A 20,960-nucleotide genomic window follows, 5' to 3' on the forward strand; every position below is an offset into this window, starting at 1 on the left:
CGCCGCACGTACGCCTCGGCGAAGTCGGCCTGCCCGACGCCGCCGGCGCCGCCCGCGTCGACGGCGCCCGCGCCGCCGCCGCCCGCCTCGAACTGCGTGCCGGTCGTGAGCAGCATGTGCCCGGCGTCGAGGAACGGGGTGGGATCGACGAGGTCGGACGTGTGCGCCCACAGCACCGGGGCGTCGAGCGCACCGGCCGGCAGGTCGCCCGCCGGAGTGAGCAGCGTGAGGGCGAGCTCGGATCGGTCGAGCAGGGTCTGCACGGTCGGCTGCACTGGTGCTCCGCGGGGGATTCGAGCGACGGATGCCGCGACGCGGCGCCTGTACGCGATGTCCAACAAGATGCACCTGAGTGTACACGCGGGCGCTGCGGCATCCGTCGACGCCGACCTAGCATTGCGGGCATCCGCCACCGTCGTCACTTGCATCGGAGCAGACCATGACCCTCGTCGACACCACGGCCACCGTCACCGGAGGACCGACGCTCGCGCAGGAGCGCCGCCTCGTCACCGCCATCCCGGGCCCGCGCTCGCAGGAGCTGCTCGCCCGCAAGGCCGAGGCCGTTGCCGCCGGCGTGGGCCACACCGTGCCCGTCTCGGTCGTCGCCGCGGGCGGCGGCGTCATCGTCGACGCCGACGGCAACTCGCTGATCGACCTCGGCTCGGGCATCGCCGTCACCGGCGTCGGCAACGCCCACCCCCGCGTGGTCGAGGCCGTGACCGCCCAGCTCAATGCCTTCACGCACACGTGCTTCACCGTGGCGCCCTACGAGGGCTACGTCGCCGTCGCCGAGAAGCTCAACGCCCTCACCCCCGGTGACCATGCCAAGCGCTCGGCGCTCTTCAACTCGGGCGCCGAGGCGGTCGAGAACGCCGTGAAGATCGCGCGCCACTACACCAAGAAGCAGGCCGTCGTCGCGTTCGACCACGCCTACCACGGCCGCACGAACCTCACCATGGGCCTCACTGCGAAGAACATCCCGTACAAGAGCGGGTTCGGCCCGTTCGCCTCCGAGGTCTACCGCGCGCCGCTCAGCTACCCGTTCCGCGACGGCGGCCTCACCGGCGCCGAAGCCGCGGCCCGCGCGATCTCGGTCATCGAGAAGCAGGTCGGCGCCGAGAACCTCGCCGCGATCATCATCGAGCCCATCCAAGGCGAGGGCGGCTTCATCGTGCCCGCGCAGGGCTTCCTCCCCGCGCTCGTCGAGTGGTGCCGCGCGAACGACGTCGTCTTCATCGCCGACGAGGTGCAGACCGGCTTCGCCCGCACTGGCGCCTGGTTCGCGAGCGAGCACGAGGGCATCGTGCCCGACCTCGTCGTCGCGGCGAAGGGCATCGCCGGCGGCCTGCCGCTCTCGGCCGTCACCGGGCGTGCCGAGATCATGGACWCCGCGATGGCCGGCGGCCTCGGCGGCACCTACGCCGGCAGCCCGATCGCCTGCGCCRCCGCACTGGCCACCATCGAGACGTACGAGCAGGACGGCCTCATCGAGCGCGCCCGCGAGATCGGCGCCGTGCTCTTCGGCCGCCTCAACGCCCTGCGCACCGCCGACCCCCGCATCGGCGACGTCCGCGGCCGCGGCGCCATGGTCGCGATCGAGCTCGTCGACCCCGCCACCGGCGCGCCCGACGCGGCGCTCACCACCGCGATCGCCAAGTACGCGCACGCGAACGGCGTCGTGCTGCTCACCTGCGGCACGTACGGCAACGTCATCCGCTTCCTGCCCCCGCTCACCATCTCCGACGAACTGCTCATCGACGGCCTCTCGGTCGTCGCGGAAGGACTGAAGAACGCATGACCGACCTGCTCGCGGCGACGACGATGTCGACCGCAACGGATGCCGCGGCGGCGCCCGGCTCGGCGCACACCGTCGACCACGTCGCGACCCCGCTCACCGACGCGCGGGCCCAGCTCGCCGAGGCGATCGGGCTGCTCGGCTACGAGAACGGCCTGCACCAGATGCTCGCCACCCCGCGCCGTGAGCTCACGGTCGCCGTGCCGCTGCGACTCGACTCGGGTGAGAGCCGGCTCTACATCGGCCACCGCGTGCAGCACAACTTCTCGCGCGGCCCGGCCAAGGGCGGCCTGCGCTACGCGCCGAACGTGAACCTCGACGAGGTGCGGGCGCTCGCCATGTGGATGACCTGGAAGTGCGCCCTGCTCGATGTGCCCTACGGCGGCGCGAAGGGCGGACTCGCGATCGACCCCCGCGAGCACTCCATGGCCGAGCTCGAGCGCGTGACCCGCCGCTACACGAGCGAGATCCTGCCGATCATCGGCCCCGAGCGCGACATCCCGGCGCCCGACATCGGCACCGACGAGCAGACCATGGCCTGGATCATGGACACCTACTCGGTGAACAGCGGCTACACGGTGCCCGGCATCGTGACCGGCAAGCCCATCGCGCTCGGCGGCTCGCAGGGCCGGGCCAGTGCGACCAGCCGCGGCGTCACGCACATCGCGCTCGCGGCGCTCCGTCACGTCGGGCTCGACCCGGCCCGCTCGACGGCGGCCGTGCAGGGCTTCGGCAAGGTGGGTGCGGATGCCGCGCGCTTCCTGTCCGAGGCCGGCGTGCGGGTCACCGCGGTCAGCGACCAGTACGGCGCCATCCTCAACACGGGCGGGCTCGACATCGAGGCGCTCTCCGAGCACGTCCGGGCGACGGGCTCGGTCGTCGGCTTCGCCGGCGGCGACGCGCTCGACGGCGCCGACCTGCTCACCCAGGACGTCGACCTGCTCGTGCCCGCCGCCGTCGAGGGCGTGCTGCACGACGGCAACGCCGGCGACGTGCTCGCCCGCGTGATCGTCGAGGGCGCCAATGGCCCCACGACCCCGGCGGCCGACCGCATCCTCCGCGAGCGCGGCATCCTCGTCGTGCCCGACATCCTCGCCAACGCCGGCGGCGTGATCGTCTCGTACTTCGAGTGGGTGCAGGCGAACCAGGCCTACTGGTGGCGCGCCGACGAGGTCGAGTCCAGACTGGAGGAGCGGATGCTCAGCGCCTGGCAGCACGTGCTCGGCTATGCCGAGGCGCGCGACCTCTCGCTCCGCACCGCCGCCACCGCGCTCGCCGTCGAGCGCGTCGCCGAGGCGCACCGCCTCCGCGGCCTCTACCCCTGATCGGGCACCATCCCAACCGGCCGACCGACACGAAACGGATCGCACCAATGACCGACACCATGCAGCACACCGCCGAGACCACGGTCCTCGACCGGGTCGCCGACCGCCTGTTCATCGGCGGCGAGTGGGTCGACGCCGAGGGCGGCAAGACCCTCGCCGTCTCCGACCCGTCGACGGGCGAGACGATCAAGGAGATCGCGGATGCCTCGCCGGCCGACGGCATCCGCGCGCTCGACGCCGCCGTGGCCGCGCAGGACGCGTGGGCCGCGACTGCGCCCCGGGAGCGCGGGGAGCTGCTCCGCCGGGCGTTCGACCTGCTCCAGGAGCGCAAGGAGGACTTCGCCCTCCTCATGACGCTCGAGATGGGCAAGCCGCTCGCCGAGGCGCGCGGCGAGGTCGCCTACGGCGGCGAGTTCCTCCGCTGGTTCAGCGAGGAGGCCGTGCGCATCTCGGGCCGCTACGGGCTCAACCCCGAGGGCACCGGTCGCATGATCGTGTCGCAGCGTCCCGTCGGCCCGTCGTTCTTCATCACCCCGTGGAACTTCCCGCTGGCGATGGCGACCCGCAAGATCGCCCCCGCGCTCGCCGCGGGCTGCACGGTGGTCATCAAGCCGCCGGCGCTCACGCCGCTCACGACCATCGCGTTCGTGCAGCTGCTCGAGGAGGTCGGCCTGCCGAAGGGCGTCGTGAACGTGGTGCCCACGTCGACGTCGTCGAAGGTGTCCGCCCTGATCATCGCCGACCCGCGCCTGCGCAAGCTCTCGTTCACGGGCTCGACCGAGGTGGGCCGCACGCTCATGCAGCAGGCCGCGCAGGGCATCCTCCGCACGTCGATGGAGCTCGGCGGCAACGCGCCGTTCGTCATCTTCGAGGACGCCGACCTCGACAAGGCGGTCGACGGCGCGATGATCGCCAAGTTCCGCAACATCGGGCAGGCGTGCACCGCCGCGAACCGATTCATCGTGCACGAGTCGGTCGCCGACGAGTTCGCGAAGCGGGTCGCCGACCGGGTCAAGGCCATGAAGGTCGGCCGCGGCACCGAGGACGGCGTCAACATCGGCCCCCTGATCGACGAGAAGGCCGTGGACTCCACCGACGAGCTCGTGCAGGACGCCGTCTCGAAGGGCGCGACCGTGCTCACGGGCGGCACGCGAATCGACGGCGACGGCACGTTCTACGCCCCGACCGTGCTCGCCGGCGTGGCCGCGGGCAGCCGCCTGCTCAGCGAGGAGATTTTCGGTCCGGTGCTCGGCATCACCACGTTCACCGACGAGGACGAAGCGGTGCGCCTGGCGAACGGCACCGAGTACGGGCTCGTCTCGTACGTGTTCACGCAGGACCTCGCACGGGGCCACCGTCTCATCGAGCGCATGGCCACCGGCATGATGGGCCTGAACACGGGCCTCGTCTCGAACGCGGCCGCGCCGTTCGGCGGCGTCAAGCAGTCGGGCATCGGCCGCGAGGGCGGCCTCGAGGGCATCCACGAGTACCTCGACACGAAGTACACGCTCATCCCGGTGAGCTGAGCAGCGAGCGGATGCCGCGGCCGCGCGCCGCGGCATCCGCTCGCCTCACCGAGCACGCACCCCAGGAAAGTCAGACAGGAACCATGGAACGCATCGACTGCGACGTCGTCATCGTGGGCGCCGGGGCATCCGGCCTCACCGCTGCCACCCGACTGAAGGAGGCCGGCCGCACGGTCGTCGTCCTCGAGGCGCGCGACCGTGCGGGCGGGCGGCTCTGGACCGACGACATCGACGGCGCGATGCTCGAGATCGGCGGCCAGTGGGTCTCGCCCGACCAGGACGCGCTCATCGAGACCCTCGACGACCTCGGCCTCGAGACGTACCCGCGCTACCGCGAGGGCGTGAACATCTACATCGGCCCCGACGGCGAGCAGAAGCGGTTCGAGGGCGAGATCTTCCCGGTGCCGCCGGCGACCGAGCAGGAGATCCTCACCCTCATCGAGAAGCTCGACGCGCTCGTCGCCGAGATCGACCCCGACCGTCCGTGGGAGCACCCGCAGGCGAAGGACCTGGACGAGATCTCGTTCTCGCGCTGGCTCGAGACGCAGACCGACGACCTCGAGGCGCGCGAGAACATCGGCATGTTCATCGCCGGCGCCATGCTCACCAAGCCCGCACACGCGTTCTCGGCGTTGCAGGCACTGCTCATGGCGGCCTCCGCGGGCTCGTTCTCGAACCTCGTCGACGCCGACTTCATCCTCGACCGCCGCGTCGTCGGCGGCCTGCAGCAGGTGCCACTGCTGCTCGCGGAGCGGCTCGGCGGTGCCGTGCGCCTCGGCCAGGCGGTGCGCACGCTGCGCTGGCACCCGGAAGCTCCCGAGCGGGGCGTCGTGGCCGTGACCGACGACCTCGAGGTGCACGCCAAGCACGTCGTGCTGGCCGTGCCGCCCATCCTCATCAGCCGCATCTCGTACGAGCCGCCGCTGCCCCGCCGGCAGCAGCAGCTGCACCAGCACCTCTCGATGGGCTTCGTCATCAAGGTGCACGCCGTCTACGAGACGCCGTTCTGGCGGGAGCAGGGTCTCTCGGGCACCGCCTTCAGCCCGTACGAGCTCGTGCACGAGGCCTACGACAACACGAACCACGAGGACCCCCGCGGCACCCTGGTCGGCTTCGTCGCCGACGAGGAGGCCGACGGCGTCTTCTCGCTGAGCGCCGAGGAGCGCAAGGAGCGCATCCTCGAATCGCTCTCGCACTACTACGGCGAGCGGGCCAAGCACCCGGTCGTCTACTACGAGAGCGACTGGGGCTCCGAGGAGTGGACGCGCGGCGCGTACGCCGCGAGCTTCGACATGGGCGGCCTCGCGCGCTACGGCGCCGACCTGCGCACGCCGGTGGGCCCCATCCACTTCTCGTGCTCCGACATGGCGGGCAAGGGCTACCAGCACGTCGACGGCGCCATCCGCGTCGGCCGGGAGGTCGCAGCCGAGATCCTCGCCGCGTCGTGACTGCGGTGACGGATGCCGCGACGGGCGGCACCGCGGATGCCGCTGCCCGCCGCATCGTCGTCGGCTACACCGCGAACGACTCGGGCGCCGACGCGCTCGCCCTCGCGACCCGGCTCGCCCGCGCGAGCGAAGCGCTGCTCGACATCGTGATGGTGCTGCCCAGCGAGGCGCGTTCGAGCACCGTGCCGACCGATCCCGGATACGAGCGGTACCTCAAGGAGCAGTCGCGGGAGTGGCTCGCCGAGGCATCCGAGTCGCTCGATGACGACGAGGATGACGACGTCGCCCAGCTGCTGCACATCCGCTACGCCGAGTCGTTCGCCGAGGGCCTCATCGCCGCGGCGCACGAGTTCGGCGCGAACCTCATCGTCGTGGGCGCCGCCCGGGGCGGGCTGTTCGGCCGGTCGCGCATCGGCTCGGTCGCGAACGAGCTGCTGCACTCGTCCGACGTGCCGGTGGCCCTGGCGCCGTCGGGCTCCCGCGAGATCCCCGTGCCGGTCGGCGTGACCCGGGTGACGGCGGCGATCGGCACGCGGCCCGGCGCCGACGCGCTGCTCGAAGCATCCGTCGCCCTCGYGACCGCCGTGCACGCGCCGCTGCGGCTCGTGTCGCTCGTCTCCGTCGACCTGCCGGCGGGCATGGACGAGGGCCTCGCCGAGCTCACGAGCACCGTGCACGCCGACGAGGTGCTCGCCGCGGCACGTCGCGAGCTGCCGCGCACGCTCGACGCCACGGCGAGCGCGACCACCGCCGCCACCGTCGAGGAGGCGGTTCGGTCGCTCGACTGGCAGGACGGCGAGATCGTGCTCGTCGCGTCGAGCCGCCTCGCGCGGCCCCACCACCTGTTCCTCGGATCGACCGCGGCGAAGATGCTGCGCGAACTGCCGGTGCCCATGATCGTGGTCCCGCGCACGACCACCTCCTGAGAGAGATCGCCATGACGCACCACGCCCAACCGCCCGCCGCACCCCTCACGGAGGCGACCGCCGCCGTCGACGGCTCCACGCAGGGCATCTCGAGGAAGGGCCTGTCGGCCGGGTCGGTCGGCCTCATCGGCGCGATCGTGATCGGCATCTCGTGCATTGCCCCGGCCTACACCCTCACCGCGGCCCTCGGCCCGACGGTGTCGGAGGTCGGCGTGCAGGTGCCGGCGATCATCCTCGTCGGGTTCATCCCGATGCTGCTCGTGGCCTTCGGCTACCGGGAGCTCAACACGCGGATGCCCGACTCGGGGACCTCGTTCACGTGGGCGACGCGTGCGTTCGGCCCGTGGATCGGCTGGATGGCCGGCTGGGGCCTCGTGGCGGCGACGATCCTCGTGCTCTCGAACCTCGCGGGCATCGCCGTCGACTTCCTCTTCCTGCTCATCTCGCAGGTCGCGGGCAATCCCGAGATCGCCGGCCTCGCGACGAACCCGTTCATCAACGTCGGGGTGTGCCTGCTGTTCGTGCTCGGTGCCACGTGGGTGTCGTACCGGGACATGCAGACGACGCAGAAGCTGCAGTACTGGCTCGTCGGCTTCCAGGTCGTCGTGCTCGTGCTGTTCGCCGTGGCGGCCCTCATCGAGGTCGGGAACGGGAACGCCTTCGACGCCACGGCCATCGACCTGAGCTGGTTCAACCCGTTCGCGGTCGAGTCGTTCTCGTCGKTCGCGGCGGGCCTCTCGCTGTCGATCTTCATCTTCTGGGGCTGGGACGTCACGCTCACGATGAACGAGGAGACGCGCGGGTCGCACAAGACCCCGGGCCGTGCGGCGACCATCACCGTCGTCACGATCGTCGTGCTCTACCTGCTCATCGCGGTGGCGCTCATCGCCTACGCGGGCGTCGGCACCGGCGAGTACGGGCTGGGCAACCCCGACATCCAGGACAACGCCTTCTTCCACCTCGCCGGGCCGATCCTCGGCCCGCTCGCCGTGCTCGTCTCGCTCGCCGTGCTCACCAGCTCGGCGTCGAGCCTGCAGTCGACGTTCGTGTCGCCCGCGCGCACGCTGCTCGCGATGGGCCACTACGGCGCGCTGCCCGAGAAGTTCGCGTCGGTGAGCCCGCGGTTCTTCACCCCGGGCTACGCGACGATCGTCTCGGCCGTGGTGGCCGCGGCCTTCTACGCGGTCATGCGCTTCCTCAGCGAGGACGTGCTGTGGGACACGATCACGGCGCTCGGCATGATGATCTGCTTCTACTACGGCATCACGGCGTTCGCGTGCGTGTGGTTCTTCCGCAGGGTGTGGTGGCGGTCGGTGCGGAACGTCTTCTTCACGCTGCTGTTCCCGCTCATCGGCGGCGTCATCCTGGCGACCCTCTTCTTCACGACGCTCATCGACAGCATGAACCCCGAGTACGGCAGCGGCTCGAACGTGTTCGGCGTGGGCCTCGTGTTCGTGCTGGGCATGGTCGTGCTGCTCTCGGGCGTCGCGGTCATGCTCTGGCAGGCGTGGAAGCGGCCCGCCTTCTTCCGCGGCGAGGTGCTCTCCCGGGCGTCCGCCGACTGACCCCCGGCTGAGCAGGCTTCAGGCGACGGATGCCTCGGGCTCCTCCTCGACCGCGCCGGATGCCTCGTGCACCGGCTGCCCCGCMACCACCGTTCGCACGACGCGCGCCTCGAGCAGCACGTCGGCGCCCTCGGTGAACGGGTCGCGGTCGACCACCGCGAAGTCCGCGGCGAGGCCGACCGCGATGCGCCCGCGCTCGTGCTCCTCGAGGCAGCTCGCCGCGGCGTCGCGCGTGGCATGAGCGATGGCCTCCTCGAGCGGCAGCGCGTACTCCGGGTGGTTCGCCGGGAACGACCCGTCCAGCGCCGACCGGCGCGTCGTGGCGATGTAGAGGTTGGGCAGGGCCTCGTGCGGCGCGGTCGGGGCATCCGTCGAGAAGGCCAGCAGGGCGCCCGCGTCGCGGAACTCCGTCCAGGCGAACCCGCGGTCGGCACGCTCGTCGCCGAGCATCGCGGCCCAGTTCGACCAGATCGCGGGGTCGGCGTGTACCGGCTGCATCGAGGCGGTGACCCCGAGCGCGGCCATGCGGGCCGCCGTCTCGGGGGCGGYGTACTCGAGGTGCTCGATGCGGTGGCGGCGCGGGCGCTCGCCGTTCACGGCATTGGCGTGCTCGAGGGCGTCGAGCGCGACGTCGCTGGCCAGGTCGCCGATGGCGTGCAGCGCGATCTGCAGGCCGGCGGCGTCGGCGGCGGCCACGACGGGCTTCAGCGCCTCGAGCGGCCAGATGGGCTCGGCGTTCGAGCCGTCGGCGTACGGATGCCGCATCGCGGCCGTGCACGCGTCGATCACGCCGTCGAGCACGAGCTTGATGCCCACCACCCTGAGCCACGGGCGGTGCTCGCCGGCGAGCTCGACCGCGCGGGCGACCTGTGCGAGGTTCTCGGCCTCGTCGCCGGTGTTGGCGATGAACCAGTGCGCGAGCACCCGGATGGGCAGGGTGCCGCCGCGACGCGCGGCCGCGCGGCCGAACGCGGCGAGGCCGAGCTCGTCGAACGCCATGTCGACCACGCCCGTGACGCCCGTCGCGAGGTAGGCGGCGATGGTGCGCTCGACGGCCGCGTCGCGGTCGGCGTCGGTAGCGACGTCGGCGAGCAGGGTCCATACATGCTGCTGCGCCGCCGTCTCCAACAGCATGCCGTCGGGCTCGCCCGCTGCGTCTCGTCCGATGCGTCCGCCGATGGGGTCGGGAGTGTCCCGGTCGATGCCGAGCTCGCGCAGCGCGGCCGTGTTCACCCACACCGAGTGGTAGTCGTTCGCGTCGAGGTACACGGGCACGTCGTCGATGACGGCGTCGAGCATCGCGGCGGTCGGCGTGCCGCCCGGCACGGAGTCGAAGAGCCAGCCGCGACCGAGGAGCCGCGGCGCGGAGGGGTCCACGGCGCGGGCGGCGCGCAGCCGCTCCTGGATCTCGGCGAGGGTGCGTGCGTCGGTGAGGCCGACCTTGCCGAGCGCCTCGCCCATCATGACGAGGTGCGTGTGCGCGTCGATGAAGCCGGGGAGCACGACGCGGCCGCCGAGGTCGACCGTCGCGGCATCCGACCCGCCTGCGGCGCGTGCCCCGTCGTCGGAGCCGACGTACGCGATGCGTCCGCCGTCGACGACCATCGCCTCGGCCCAGGCCGGCTCGTCGGCGGTGAAGATGCGGCCGTTCAGGTGGATGGTGCGGCTCATGCGGAGACCTCCTCGGTCGTGGTGGTGGTAGCGGATGCGGGGGCGGCGTCAGGCCCGGCGGCGGCCCCGGCCGCGTCTGCCGCCGCCGCTTCCTCGGTGCGCTGCAGGCGGCTGGAGATGCGGGCGACGAGGAACGCGGGCACGGCCAGCACGAAGCTCGCAATGCCGAGCACCACGGTGAAGCCCTGGTAGCCGAACGCCTGGACGAGGGCGGCGCCGATCACGGGCGTGAGGCTCGACCCGACGAGGTAGACGGCGAGCAGCGGGCCCGACCAGCGGCCGTCGGCGTCGAGGCCGGCCGACGTGGCGACGAAGTACATGAACGCGATCGCGTAGACGGTGTTCCACACGATGAACACCACGATGAACGAGGTCGGGTCGGCCACGAAGCCCTCGACGATCTTCAGGATGCCGCCGGCCACGAGGAGGATCGCGAGCGGCACCGCGCGGCCGAGCCGGTCGCCGACGATCATGAGCAGCACCGCGCCGACGAGGCCACCGGCCGTAGCGCCGCTGAGGGCGAGGCCGAGTCCCTCGGGCGTGAGCGCGGCCTGCTCGGCGCCCATGACGCCGGCCATCGCCCAGAGCGAGTCCTCGCTGGCGGCCCACAGCGCGAACGTGATCAGCAGCACGAAGCCCGCGATGGTCTCGGTGCGGCGGGGCCGGCGAACGGCGGGTGCTCCGGATGCCGCGTGCGGGCCGGATGCCGCGTGCGGCGCGTCATCCGACGCCACCGTCGCCGCGACGTGGTCGACCGCGGGCGCCGCGGGCAGCCACGCCGAGGTGAAGAGCACGATGAGGGCGAACAGGGCGAGCGTGCCGAACACGTTGATCGGCGCGAGCCCGACGAGCGGTACGACGGCGAGGATGACGGTGACGACGGCCCGGTTGGCCAGGCCGTTGATGCCCGCGACGCGGTCGGGGTTGAGGAACGCCGCGATGGCCGCGCCCGACGACGACACCGCGCCGCCGGCGCCGAGGCCGCCGATGAGCAGGCCGGCCACGACGACGCCCGGCGCCGGGAGGAGCGCGGCCGCGCCGAACCCGACCACGGAGAGGGCCAGGCCGACGCGGGCGACGAGCCGCCGACGGCGTCCGGCGGAGAGCTTCGCGGTCGCGAGTCCGGCGATCGCCGTGAGCAGCAGCGCGCCGGTCACGATCCAGCTGGCGGTGAGCACGTCGGCGCCGAGGGCCGACTGCAGCGCGGAGATCATGTAGGGCGACAGGTTCACGCCGAGGTAGCCGGCGATGCCGATCCCGAAGGTGGCGATCGCGGTGGGCAGCCGCAACGGGACGCGGACGGACGGGWGGGGGTGGGACACAGGGGACCTCCGGGGTGTCGGCACGGCGGTGTGCACGAGGCAAACGAATAGTGTTCGTTTATTATGCAGAGGTGAGGCCGATTCGGGAAGAGGCAATTTCCCGACCCGTAGGCTGACGTGGACGAAGGAGGCGCCGATGCCCAGGCCGAGGACCCCGCTGCTGTCGACCGAACGCATCGCGGATGCCGCCATGGAACTCGTCGACGCGGGTTCGCCCTTCGGCGTCAACGCCATCGCGCGGCGGCTCGGCGTCACGCCGTCGTCGCTCTACAACCACGTCAGCGGACGCGACGAGATCATCGAGCTCATGCGCGGCCGCCTCGGCGAGCAGTACATGCCCCTCGCCATCGACGGCACATGGGACGTCGTCGTCGAGGAGATGCTCCGCGCCGAGCGCCGCATGTACGCCGAGCATCCGTTCCTCATCCCGCTCATCGTGGGCAAGACCATCACCGACCCGACCGTCATCGCKAGCTACGACCTGCTCGCCCGCGCGCTGGCGGGCGCGGGATTCCCCGACGACGACGTGCTCGAGGTCGTCGCGATCCTCGACGCCTTCTCGATCGGCTTCGGCCTCGACCTCGCGTCGCCCGACGAGATCTGGCGGCCCGAGACGCCGACGACGACCCTCGGCCGGCTCGTCGGCTCCTCGCCGCGCGGAGCGCAGCGCAGCGATCGCGCGTTCGAGTCGGGCCTCGAGATGCTGCTCGACGGCCTGCGCCTGCGCCTCGCCCGCACCGAGCTCGACTGAGCTCGACTGAGCTCGACCCGCGAACGGAGCCGGCCGCACGCCCTTCCGCCGCGGCATCCGCGGGGCTAGCGTGAATCGGGAGCGTCCGACGGCGGACGCAGGAACGGGGATCAGCATGGCGTCGCTCGACGAGATCAAGGCCGGCCTGCCGATCGGCGACATCGCCGCGAAGCTGGGCGTCGATGAGGCGACCGCGAGGAAGGCCGTCGACGATGCCCTTCCGGCCCTGCTCGCCGGCATGGGGGCGAACGCGACCGACCCGGCCGGTGCCGCCTCGCTCGAGAAGGCGGTGAAGTCGCACGATCCGGCCCTCGTCGAGGGCGGCGTGAACCTCGCCGACGTCGACGAGGACGACGGGAAGAAGATCGTGCACAACGTGTTCGGCACCAACACCGACCAGGTCGTGCGGGCGCTCGACGCCAAGGAGTCGAAGGGCGGCGGCACCGGCGACCTCATCGGCAAGCTGCTGCCGATCCTCGCGCCCATCGTGCTCGCATTCCTGGCGAAGCAGTTCTCGAAGAAGTCCGATTCGTCGGATGCCGCGGGCGAGTCGTCGGGCGGCGGTATCGGCGACGTGCTGGGCGGGCTGCTCGGTGGCGGCGGCTCCGGCGGCTCCGGGTCGGGCGCCGGCGGCGGCGGACTGGGCGACGTGCTCGGCGGACTCCTCGGTGGCGGCAGCGGATCGGGCGGCTCGGGCTCCGGCGGCTCGGGCGGCGGTCTCGGCGACCTGCTGGGCGGCCTGCTGGGCGGCGGCAAGCGCTGACGAACAACGGCGGCCGTCAGGCCCTCACGGACCCCCGCATAGACTGGCGGGGTGCCAGTGAACCCCGAGCTGCAGGGGCGGGTCTTCCCGTCCACCGAGCCCTATCTCGTCGGGCGTGAGAAGGTGCGCGAGTTCGCGCGCGCCGTCTTCGCGACCAATGCGATCAACCTCGACCCCGAGGCGGCGCGGGCCGCCGGCTACGACGACGTGGTCGCACCGCCCACGTTCGCCGTGGTCGTGCAGGAGCACACGCTCGCCCAGCTGCTCGCCGAGCCCGACGCGGGCATCGACTTCACGCGGGTCGTGCACGGCGACCAGCGATTCACGTCGACTCGTCCGATCGTGGCGGGCGACCTGCTCACGGCGACGCTCACGGTGTCGAGCGTGAAGACGCTCGGCCCGCACTCCATGGTCACGGCCGAGTCGTCGATCACGGATGCCACGGGCGCCCACGTCGTGACCGCGATCTCCACCCTCGTCGTGCGAGGGGACGAGTGATGGCCGCCGGTCCCGCCTTCGACGGCCTCTCCGTCGGCGACATCGTCGCCGAGCACTCGTTCGCCCTCACCCGCGACTCGCTGGTGCGCTACGCCGGCGCGTCGGGCGACTTCAACGCGATCCACTACCGCGACGACGTCGCCCGCGAGGTCGGGCTGCCGGGCGTGCTCGCGCACGGCATGCTCACGATGGGCTTCGCCGTGCAGCCGGTCGTCGACTGGGCCGGCGATCCCGGCCGTGTCGTCGACTACCAGGTGCGGTTCACCCGCCCCGTCGTCGTCGACCCGCAGCTCGGCGCCGTCGTGTCCGTCGTGGCCAAGGTCGGCCAGCTCGACGCCGAGGCCAGCGTGGCCCGCATCGACCTCACGGTGAAGGTCGGCGACGAGACGGTGCTCGGCAAGGCGCAGGCCCGGGTCTCCCTCGGCTGACATGGCGCACGACATCCCGTTCTCCGAGCTCACCACGCTGCAGGTCGGCGGACCGGCCGCGAACCTCGTGACGGCCGCGACGCAGCGCGACCTCGTCGACCTCGCGGTCGAGGCGTGGTCGGAGCGCGAGCCGTGGCTGGTGCTCGGCGGCGGCTCCAACCTCCTCGTCGGCGACGAGGGCTTCGACGGCACCGTGATCCGGGTCGTGACGAAGGGCATCGAGGTGTTCGCGCGCGCCGAGGACGCGGCATCCGTGCGCCTGCGCGTGCAGGCCGGCGAGACGTGGGACGACCTCGTCGCCAGGACGGTCGAACAGGGGTACTCGGGGTTCGAGGCGCTCTCGGGCATCCCGGGCTCGGTGGGGGCGGCGCCCGTGCAGAACATCGGGGCGTACGGCCAGGAGCTGGAGTCCACGCTCGTCGCGATCGAGTTCCTCGAGGAGGGCGCCGAGCGCCCGCACCGCATGACGGCGGCGGAGCTCGAGCTCGGCTACCGCACGTCGGTGCTGAAGCGCGGCCTGCACGGCATCGTGGTCTCGGCCGAGTTCGACCTGCACGACACCGCGGCGGAGCGCGCCGTGCTCGGCGAGGCGCTCGGGCAGCCGATCGCGTATGCGCAGCTCGCCGACGCCCTGCACGTGAACCTCGGCGACCGGGTGCCGATCGCCCGGGTCCGCGAGACCGTGCTGGGCCTGCGTGCGTCGAAGGGCATGGTGCTCGACGCCACCGACCCCGACTCGGTCAGCGCCGGCTCGTTCTTCACGAACCCGATCGTCACCGAGCGCGTCGCGCGCACCCTGCCGGGCGACGCGCCGCGGTGGTACCTCGAGKAGGAGGCGGCCGATGAGGTCACGCCCCTCGCGGGCGGCGTCGCCGAGGAGTCCCCGCTCGACCAGTTCCTCGCCCACCAGGCGTCGCTCGAGGCGGTCGGCACGATGACGGATGCCGCACCGGCCGAGCCGCTCGTGAAGCTCTCGGCCGCGTGGCTCATCGAGCGGTCGGGCATCCGTCGCGGGTTCGCGCTGCCCGGATCGCGCGCGGCGGTGTCGTCGAAGCACACGCTCGCCCTGACGAACCGCGGCGGGGCGTCGGCCGAGGAGGTCGCCCAGCTCGCCCGGTTCGTGCAGAGCCGGGTGCAGGCGGAGTTCGGCATCGTGCTGCACCCCGAGCCGGTGCTCGTCGGCCTCGAGCTCTGACCTCGCCTCAGGGCTGGGAGGCGCGATCGCCCGCAGGGCGGTAGACCTCGAGCGCCTCGGGGATGACCCGCACGGTCGTGAGGTAGCCGGGCGCGGCGTAGGCCGCGGCGGCCTCCGCGGGCGCCGCGATCGCGACCTCGCCGTCGTGGGCGAACCCCGGCGGCTGCCCCTCGCGCGGCCGCACGACCACGTCAAGCGACTCGGTCGGGTACGCCTMGATGCGGCTGGGGAGCAGGCGCAGGCGACGGAACACGGCGCTCGTGCGACGACCGAACGCGAGCGAAGCGGCGGCGCCCACGCGTGACCCTGCGTGCAGGATCCGCACGTCGAGCACGCCCCCGTCGAGCCGGCGTCGTTGCAGCGGCGCGACCGTGCCAGGGTCGTTGTCGTCGACGCCGACGAACAACGTCCACACGCGTGCGCGCCGGCCGTTCACGACGACCGTCACGGGCGAGGCGTGCCGAAGCACCCGAACCGCCGCGATCATGGCGRCCGGCCACTTGCCCCATCGGTCCTGCAGCTGCTCGCGCACGGTCACGAAGTCGGGGTAGACGCCCACCGACGCCGTGTTCAGCACCGTCACCGGCTCCTCGTCGCCGAACCGGAGCTCGGCGACATCCGCTCGCACGCCTTCGCCGCGTTGCAGGGCGTCGACGGCCAGGTCGACGGATGCCGCCCCCGCGGCCCGCGCGAAGTGGTTGAAGGTGCCGCCGGGCACGACGAGCATGGGCAGTTCGGCGCCGACGGCCTCGTGGGCGACGGCCGAGACCGTGCCGTCGCCGCCGCACGCACCGAGGATGCGGGGCGGATGCCGCCGGGCGAGTGCCTCCCGGACGGCGTCGCGGGGCGACTCGCCGTCGGCGAGCTCGTGCACCTCGGCGGCGGGGAGGCGGTCGCGGATCACGCGCAGCGGGTCGGCGCGCACGACGCTCGTTCCCGACGAGCGATTCACGACGAGGAAGACGCCCTCGCCGTCGGGCGAGGCCGGGAGCTCGCAGTCCTCGCCGGTCGAGCCCTCGGGCTCGGGCCCATCCGGGCGAGGCGGTACCAGGAGCGCGCCGACCCCCGCGATGCCCACCCCGATGGCRAGGCCGCCCACCACGTCCGAGAGCCAGTGCGCCCCGGTGTGCAGCCGCGAGTAGCCGACGCCGAGCGCGACAGGGGCGATGGCCGCGCCGATCGCCGGTCGTTCGAGGGCGACGCCGGCCGCGAACGCCGCGGCGCTCGCCGAATGGCCCGACGGGAACGACGGCGTGGCCGGATGCTTCGGCAGGCGACGGCCGATGGGCACGTCGGCGAGCACCGGCCGGTCGCCGCCGAACACCTCCTTGGCGATGAGGTTCGTGAGGGCGCTGGCGCCGAGCAGCGAGAGCAGCCCGCGCACGGCGGCGCGCCGTCGGCCGGTGACGGCGAGCACGCCCGCGAGGGTCCACCACAGCACGCCCTTGTCGGCGAAGCTCGTGAGCTGCGTCCAGAAGCGGTCGACGTTCGGATGGGTGTGGCGCCGGTTCACGGCGCGGCCGGCCGCGGCATCCGCTCGCCTGACCCATTTCGGGAGGATGCGGGTGCGCTTGATCGCCACGCGGACGCTTGGAGCTGTCACGCCGCTCAGCGTAGGGCGAGGGGTCGCACGCGTCATGCCGTTGCGCGGCGGGGTGGAACCCGGTACGCGCGCGGTGCGACGTGGCGGCGCGGCGCTCAGAGCAGGCCGAGCTCCATCGCGCGGGTGACCGCCCGGGTGCGGTCGTTCACGCCGAGCTTCTCGAACGCGTGCAGCAGGTGCGTCTTCACCGTGGCCTCGCCGATGTACAGCTCGCGCGCGATCTCGGGGTTCGAGCACCCGTCGGCGACGAGGGTCAGCACCTGCAGCTCCCGCGGCGAGAGCGCGGGCGGGGCAGCGGATGCCGCGTCGGCGCGCACCCGGGACACGAGCTTCGCGGCGATCGACGGGGCGAGCACGGTCTCGCCGGCGGCCACGGCCCGGATCCCGGCGAGGATCTCCGCCTGCGGCGCCGCCTTGAGCAGGTAGCCGCTCGCCCCGGCCTCGATCGCGGCGAGGATGTGATCGTCGGTCTCGTACGTGGTGAGCACGAGCACGCGCGTGCCGTCGCCCGCCGCGACGATGCTCGCCGTCGCACTCGCCCCGTCGACGCCGGGCATGCGCAGGTCCATGAGCACGAGATCGGGGCGCTCGGATGCCGCGAGCTCGACGGCTTCCGATCCGTCGGCCGCCTCGCCGACGACCTCGATGCCCTGCGCCTGCTCGAGCAGTCCCACGATGCCGGCGCGCACGATGGGGTGGTCGTCGGCGACGACGATGCGGATGGGCCTGCTCATGCGGCGCCTCCCATGGGCGTGGTCGGGTTCGGGCGGGTCGTCGGGTTGGGGCGGGTCGTCGGGTTCAGCCGCGTCGTCGGCTCCGTCTGGGCGGGGGAGGACCGCGGCACGACGACACGCAGGCGCGCGCCCCCGCCCGCGCCGGGGCCGAACTCGAACGACCCACCGACCAGCGCGGCGCGGTCGCGGATGCCGGCAAGCCCGAAGCCTCGCTCGCCCGGCTGCGCGTCGCCCGGGCCGGTGCCGTCGTCGGTCACCGTCAGCACGACGTCCTCGCCGTCGGCGACCACGGAGATCGCGGCGTGCCGGGCTCCCGCGTGCTTGCGCACGTTCGCGAGCGCCTCCTGGGCGGAGCGGAGCAGCACCACCTCCAGCTCGCGGTCGAGCCCCGCGGCATCCGCCGTCACCGTGACGACCACGCCGGTCTCGCGCTGGAAGGACGTCGCCAGCCGCACCAGCGCATCGGCGAGGCCGGCGTCGGTGCCGACGGGCGTGAGCGACGCCACGAGCCCCCGCGCCTCCGTGAGCGCCTCGCGGGCCATCTGCTCCATGAGGTCGATGTCGCCGCGCACGGATGCCGCAGGCTCGCCCTCGACCGGCTCGAGGCGGTTGCCTGCCCGCTGCGCCACCATCACGAGGCCGGTGAGGCTCTGCGCGATGGTGTCGTGGATCTCGCGTGCGAGTCGTGCCCGCTCGTCGGTGACGCCGGCGTCTCGGTGCATGGCGGCGAGCTGGCCCTGGGCGGCCTGCAGTTCGTCGAAGAGCCGCGCCCGCTCGGCGCCGACCTCCGCGATCCGGGTGATCCAGAGCCCCAGGGCGATGCTGAAGCCGACCGACAGGATCGCCACGCCGAAGCCCGTGATGATCCCGGTCGGGCCACCGTGCACGGTGTAGCCGACGACGATGCCGACGGCCACCATGATGTTCGCCGCCAGGGCGCTCTTGAGGCCCGGCGCGGTGACCCAGACGAACGGGTAGACGAACGCCTGGAGGATCGCGAACGACGGCTCGAACGCCGTGCCCACTGCGATGATGCAGGCGAACAGGAACGCGATGGCGAGGTGGTGGCCGAGGGTGGCGCCCTCCACGAATCGGCGGGCGTACGCGAACCAGACGACGAGGAACGCGGCGACCGTCGCCCAGGTGCCGTAGTCGGGCGCGCCGTAGGGCGGGTCGATGAGCGACAGCACCACCGTGACGCTCGCCACGACGATCGCGGCGAGGTCCCACCATCGCACGGTGAACATGAGGTCACCCTCTCACGAGTGCCCGTCCGACGGCAGGTGCCGTCCGACGGCCGACCGGCCTCACGCGTCGCGCCGCCGGCCTCACGCGTCGCGCCGGATCCACCGGAACGTGAGCCGGCTGACCACGAGCCCGATGACGAGCCAGGCGAGGAGGGCGACGGCGACCCAGCCCAGGTCCCAGGAACCGTGCTGCTCGAGGGTCTCGAAGTCCTCGGGGAGGAACACCGCGCGCATGCCCTGCGCCATCCACTTCAGCGGGAAGATGCTCGCGATGTTCTGCATCCACTCGGGCAGTTGCGAGAACTGCAGGTACACCCCGGAGATGAACTGCAGCACGAGCACGATGGGGATCACGACCGCCGTGGCGCTCTTGCCGCTGCGCGGAACCGCCGAGAGGGCGATGCCGCAGAGCGCCGACGTGGCGACGCCGAGCACGAACACCCAGGCGAACGTGAGCCACGCCTGGCTCGTCGTCGGCAGGGCGATGCCGAACAGGGTGCCGGCCACGAGCAGCAGCAGGCCCGCCTGCAGCACCGCGGTCACGAAGACCTGCCCGATCTTGCCGAGGAAGTACGACACCGGTGAGAGCGGCGTGCCCCCGAGCCGCTTCAGGGTGCCGTCGCTCTTCTCGGTGGCGATGTCCACCGCGAGGTTCTGCACCCCCGAGAGCAGCATGCCCGCGGCGAGCATCCCCGGCAGGTAATAGGCGCCCACCGAGATGCCCTCCATCCCCGGACCGGGCACGATGTCGCCCGAGGCGCTGAAGGCGGCGGTGAAGATGCCGAGCATGATCAGCGGGAAGAGGAACGTGAAGAACACGGCATCCGGCGATCGGAAGTAGCCCCTGGTCTCGTAGCCGATGCGCGAGGTGCCGAGGCGCAGCAGGCCCGGCCTGGTCAGGCCGCGATCGGTGCGAGGCGAGCGGATGCCGCGGGCCTCCGCGTGTGCCGGCGAGCGACCGTCGGTGGCCGGGGTGGTCGTGGTGCCGCTCATGCGAGGGCCTCCTCGTCGTCGTGCGCGTCGGCGCCGGCCGCGTGCACCAGTCGCAGGTAGATGTCCTCGAGGCTCGGACGGATGACCTCGAGTGCGTCGGGCTCGCCGCCGTGATCGGCGACGACGGATGCCACGAGCTCGGCCGGTCGCTCGGTGCGCACCTCGCGGGGCGTGCCGTCGGGCTCCCGCCACCGCACGATGGGAATTCGCGCCTCGGGGCCGCCGAGTTCGTCGACCCGGCCGACGTCGACGAGTCGTCCGCCGAGGATGACGCCCGCGCGATCGCCGAGCTGCGCGGCCTCATCGAGGTAGTGGGTGGTGAGCAGGATCGTGGTGCCCTCGGCCTTCATCGACCGGATGAGCTTCCAGAACTCGCGGCGGGCCTCGGGATCGAAGCCGGTGGTCGGCTCGTCGAGGAACAGCAGCTCGGGCCGCCCGATGATGCCGAGCGCCACGTCGACCCGGCGGCGTTGCCCGCCCGACAGCCGTGAGACCCGGGTGCGGGCCTTCGCCTCGAGGCCGACGGCGGCGATGACCTCGTCGACGTCGCGGGGGTCGGGGTAGAAGCCGGCAAAGTGCGTGAGCTGCTCGCGCACGGTGTGCACGCCCGACTCGGTCGCCGACTGCAGCACGATGCCGAGCCGCGCCTTCCAGTCGAGGTCGCCGCGAGCGGGGTCCACGCCGAGCACCCGCACCTCGCCCTCCGTGCGGAGCCGGTAGCCCTCGAGGATCTCCACGGTCGTCGACTTGCCGGCGCCGTTCGGCCCGAGCAGGGCGAACGTCTCGCCGCGGGCGATGTCGAGGTCGAGGCCGTCGACGGCGGCGACCCCGCCGTACACCTTCCTGAGCCCGCGGATCCGCACCGCGACATCCGTGCCCGAGGGCAGCTCGCCGGCGTTGGTGCCCGGTCCGGGCGCTGTCGTGTCCATGCTCAGAGCCTGCCGCGTCCGCGCCGCTCCCGGAAGCCGTGGGATGGTCGACTCGGGCATCCACCGATCGGTGGATGCCGCTCACCCCGCGCCGACCTCCGCGAGGCGGCGCTCGAGGAACCGGCGCTCGGGTGCCGTCGGCGCGAGGTCGATCGCAGCCCGGTAGCGCCCGGCGGCCTCCGACGGCCGGCCGCTCCGGCGCAGCAGGTCGGCCTGCGCGGCGGGCAGCAGGTGGTACCCC

General features: G+C 72.6%; 18 protein-coding genes and 1 pseudogene. 11 read left to right on the plus strand and 8 right to left on the minus strand.

The genetic code is table 11. The features are described from left to right. Positions 1-341: pseudogene (locus AC1DY2_RS02545) on the minus strand (hypothetical protein); the annotation flags it as partial. Between the two features lie 98 nt (positions 342-439). Here AC1DY2_RS02545 and gabT point away from each other — a divergent pair. The 6 genes from gabT to AC1DY2_RS02575 all read left to right on the plus strand — a co-directional run bounded on the left by gabT (position 440) and on the right by AC1DY2_RS02575 (position 8,585). Beyond that, complete coding sequence (gene gabT, locus AC1DY2_RS02550; RefSeq protein ID WP_476760977.1) at positions 440-1,798, plus strand: 4-aminobutyrate--2-oxoglutarate transaminase; 1,359 nt, start codon at positions 440-442, stop codon at positions 1,796-1,798. Beyond that, on the plus strand, positions 1,795-3,120 hold the full coding sequence (locus tag AC1DY2_RS02555; RefSeq protein ID WP_476760978.1) for a Glu/Leu/Phe/Val family dehydrogenase: 1,326 nt from the start codon (positions 1,795-1,797) through the stop codon (positions 3,118-3,120). The genes gabT and AC1DY2_RS02555 overlap by 4 nt, the downstream gene beginning before the upstream one ends. Positions 3,121-3,167: 47 nt before the next feature. Then, a complete protein-coding gene (locus AC1DY2_RS02560) occupies positions 3,168-4,646 on the plus strand; it encodes an NAD-dependent succinate-semialdehyde dehydrogenase (RefSeq protein ID WP_476760979.1) in 1,479 nt (492 codons plus the stop codon). A gap of 83 nt (positions 4,647-4,729) precedes the next feature. Beyond that, positions 4,730-6,094, plus strand: coding sequence for a flavin monoamine oxidase family protein (locus AC1DY2_RS02565; protein WP_476760980.1), 1,365 nt, complete (start codon positions 4,730-4,732; stop codon positions 6,092-6,094). Then, positions 6,091-7,020: a universal stress protein gene (locus AC1DY2_RS02570; protein WP_476760981.1), complete on the plus strand. Its 930-nt coding sequence runs from the start codon at positions 6,091-6,093 to the stop codon at positions 7,018-7,020. Before AC1DY2_RS02565 ends, AC1DY2_RS02570 begins: the two co-directional genes overlap by 4 nt. 11 nt (positions 7,021-7,031) lie before the next feature. After that, positions 7,032-8,585 carry an APC family permease gene (locus AC1DY2_RS02575; protein ID WP_476760982.1) on the plus strand — a complete coding sequence of 518 codons (1,554 nt, stop codon included), beginning with the start codon at positions 7,032-7,034 and terminating at the stop codon, positions 8,583-8,585. Positions 8,586-8,603: 18 nt separating this feature from the next. Here the strand turns inward: AC1DY2_RS02575 and AC1DY2_RS02580 are convergent, their stop codons facing one another. Together AC1DY2_RS02580 and AC1DY2_RS02585 are read right to left on the minus strand one after the other, a co-directional pair. Beyond that, on the minus strand, positions 8,604-10,256 hold the full coding sequence (locus AC1DY2_RS02580; RefSeq protein ID WP_476760983.1) for an amidohydrolase: 1,653 nt from the start codon (positions 10,254-10,256) through the stop codon (positions 8,604-8,606). Further along, positions 10,253-11,578: an MFS transporter gene (locus AC1DY2_RS02585; protein ID WP_476760984.1), complete on the minus strand. Its 1,326-nt coding sequence runs from the start codon at positions 11,576-11,578 to the stop codon at positions 10,253-10,255. Before AC1DY2_RS02585 ends, AC1DY2_RS02580 begins: the two co-directional genes overlap by 4 nt. Before the next feature lie 136 nt (positions 11,579-11,714). Here AC1DY2_RS02585 and AC1DY2_RS02590 point away from each other — a divergent pair, with 136 nt between their 5' ends. From AC1DY2_RS02590 to AC1DY2_RS02610, 5 genes are all read left to right on the plus strand, one after another. Further along, positions 11,715-12,329, plus strand: a complete 615-nt coding sequence (locus tag AC1DY2_RS02590) for a TetR/AcrR family transcriptional regulator (RefSeq protein ID WP_476760985.1) — start codon at positions 11,715-11,717, stop codon at positions 12,327-12,329. A gap of 115 nt (positions 12,330-12,444) precedes the next feature. Further along, on the plus strand, positions 12,445-13,092 hold the full coding sequence (locus AC1DY2_RS02595) for a DUF937 domain-containing protein (protein WP_476760986.1): 648 nt from the start codon (positions 12,445-12,447) through the stop codon (positions 13,090-13,092). 51 nt (positions 13,093-13,143) lie between these two features. Next, entirely contained in the window at positions 13,144-13,590 is a 447-nt protein-coding gene (locus AC1DY2_RS02600) for an FAS1-like dehydratase domain-containing protein (RefSeq protein ID WP_309974584.1), read from the plus strand. After that, positions 13,590-14,018, plus strand: coding sequence for a MaoC family dehydratase (locus AC1DY2_RS02605; RefSeq protein WP_476760987.1), 429 nt, complete (start codon positions 13,590-13,592; stop codon positions 14,016-14,018). The genes AC1DY2_RS02600 and AC1DY2_RS02605 overlap by 1 nt, the downstream gene beginning before the upstream one ends. A 1-nt stretch (position 14,019) precedes the next feature. After that, the gene (locus AC1DY2_RS02610) at positions 14,020-15,213 is read left to right on the plus strand and encodes a UDP-N-acetylmuramate dehydrogenase (protein WP_476760988.1); all 1,194 of its coding nucleotides are present in this window, start codon (positions 14,020-14,022) and stop codon (positions 15,211-15,213) included. Positions 15,214-15,220: 7 nt separating this feature from the next. Here AC1DY2_RS02610 and AC1DY2_RS02615 read toward each other — a convergent pair whose 3' ends face one another. The 5 genes from AC1DY2_RS02615 to AC1DY2_RS02635 form a co-directional block, all read right to left on the minus strand. Next, positions 15,221-16,816: a phosphatase PAP2 family protein gene (locus AC1DY2_RS02615; RefSeq protein WP_476760989.1), complete on the minus strand. Its 1,596-nt coding sequence runs from the start codon at positions 16,814-16,816 to the stop codon at positions 15,221-15,223. A gap of 95 nt (positions 16,817-16,911) precedes the next feature. Continuing rightward, positions 16,912-17,550 (minus strand): response regulator, encoded by a 639-nt coding sequence (locus tag AC1DY2_RS02620; protein WP_476760990.1) that lies wholly within the window; start codon positions 17,548-17,550, stop codon positions 16,912-16,914. Then, a complete protein-coding gene (locus tag AC1DY2_RS02625; protein ID WP_476760991.1) occupies positions 17,547-18,797 on the minus strand; it encodes a sensor histidine kinase in 1,251 nt (416 codons plus the stop codon). Before AC1DY2_RS02625 ends, AC1DY2_RS02620 begins: the two co-directional genes overlap by 4 nt. A gap of 81 nt (positions 18,798-18,878) precedes the next feature. Further along, a complete protein-coding gene (locus AC1DY2_RS02630) occupies positions 18,879-19,790 on the minus strand; it encodes an ABC transporter permease (protein ID WP_476760992.1) in 912 nt (303 codons plus the stop codon). After that, on the minus strand, positions 19,787-20,719 hold the full coding sequence (locus AC1DY2_RS02635) for an ABC transporter ATP-binding protein (protein ID WP_476760993.1): 933 nt from the start codon (positions 20,717-20,719) through the stop codon (positions 19,787-19,789). Before AC1DY2_RS02635 ends, AC1DY2_RS02630 begins: the two co-directional genes overlap by 4 nt. Positions 20,720-20,960 lie beyond the last annotated feature (241 nt).

The sequence above is a fragment of the Agromyces sp. P1_H4 genome (assembly GCF_056405255.1).

Bases quoted from the DNA above. Each gene is read 5' to 3' on its own strand.
- AC1DY2_RS02555 (WP_476760978.1), top strand. From the start codon at position 1,795: ATGACCGACCTGCTCGCGGCGACGACGATGTCGACCGCAACGGATGCC.
- AC1DY2_RS02560 (WP_476760979.1), top strand. From the start codon at position 3,168: ATGACCGACACCATGCAGCACACCGCCGAGACCACGGTCCTCGACCGG.
- AC1DY2_RS02565 (WP_476760980.1), top strand. From the start codon at position 4,730: ATGGAACGCATCGACTGCGACGTCGTCATCGTGGGCGCCGGGGCATCC.
- AC1DY2_RS02595 (WP_476760986.1), top strand. From the start codon at position 12,445: ATGGCGTCGCTCGACGAGATCAAGGCCGGCCTGCCGATCGGCGACATC.
- AC1DY2_RS02605 (WP_476760987.1), top strand. From the start codon at position 13,590: ATGGCCGCCGGTCCCGCCTTCGACGGCCTCTCCGTCGGCGACATCGTC.
- AC1DY2_RS02620 (WP_476760990.1), bottom strand. From the start codon at position 17,550: ATGAGCAGGCCCATCCGCATCGTCGTCGCCGACGACCACCCCATCGTG.
- AC1DY2_RS02625 (WP_476760991.1), bottom strand. From the start codon at position 18,797: ATGTTCACCGTGCGATGGTGGGACCTCGCCGCGATCGTCGTGGCGAGC.
- AC1DY2_RS02630 (WP_476760992.1), bottom strand. From the start codon at position 19,790: ATGAGCGGCACCACGACCACCCCGGCCACCGACGGTCGCTCGCCGGCA.
- AC1DY2_RS02635 (WP_476760993.1), bottom strand. From the start codon at position 20,719: ATGGACACGACAGCGCCCGGACCGGGCACCAACGCCGGCGAGCTGCCC.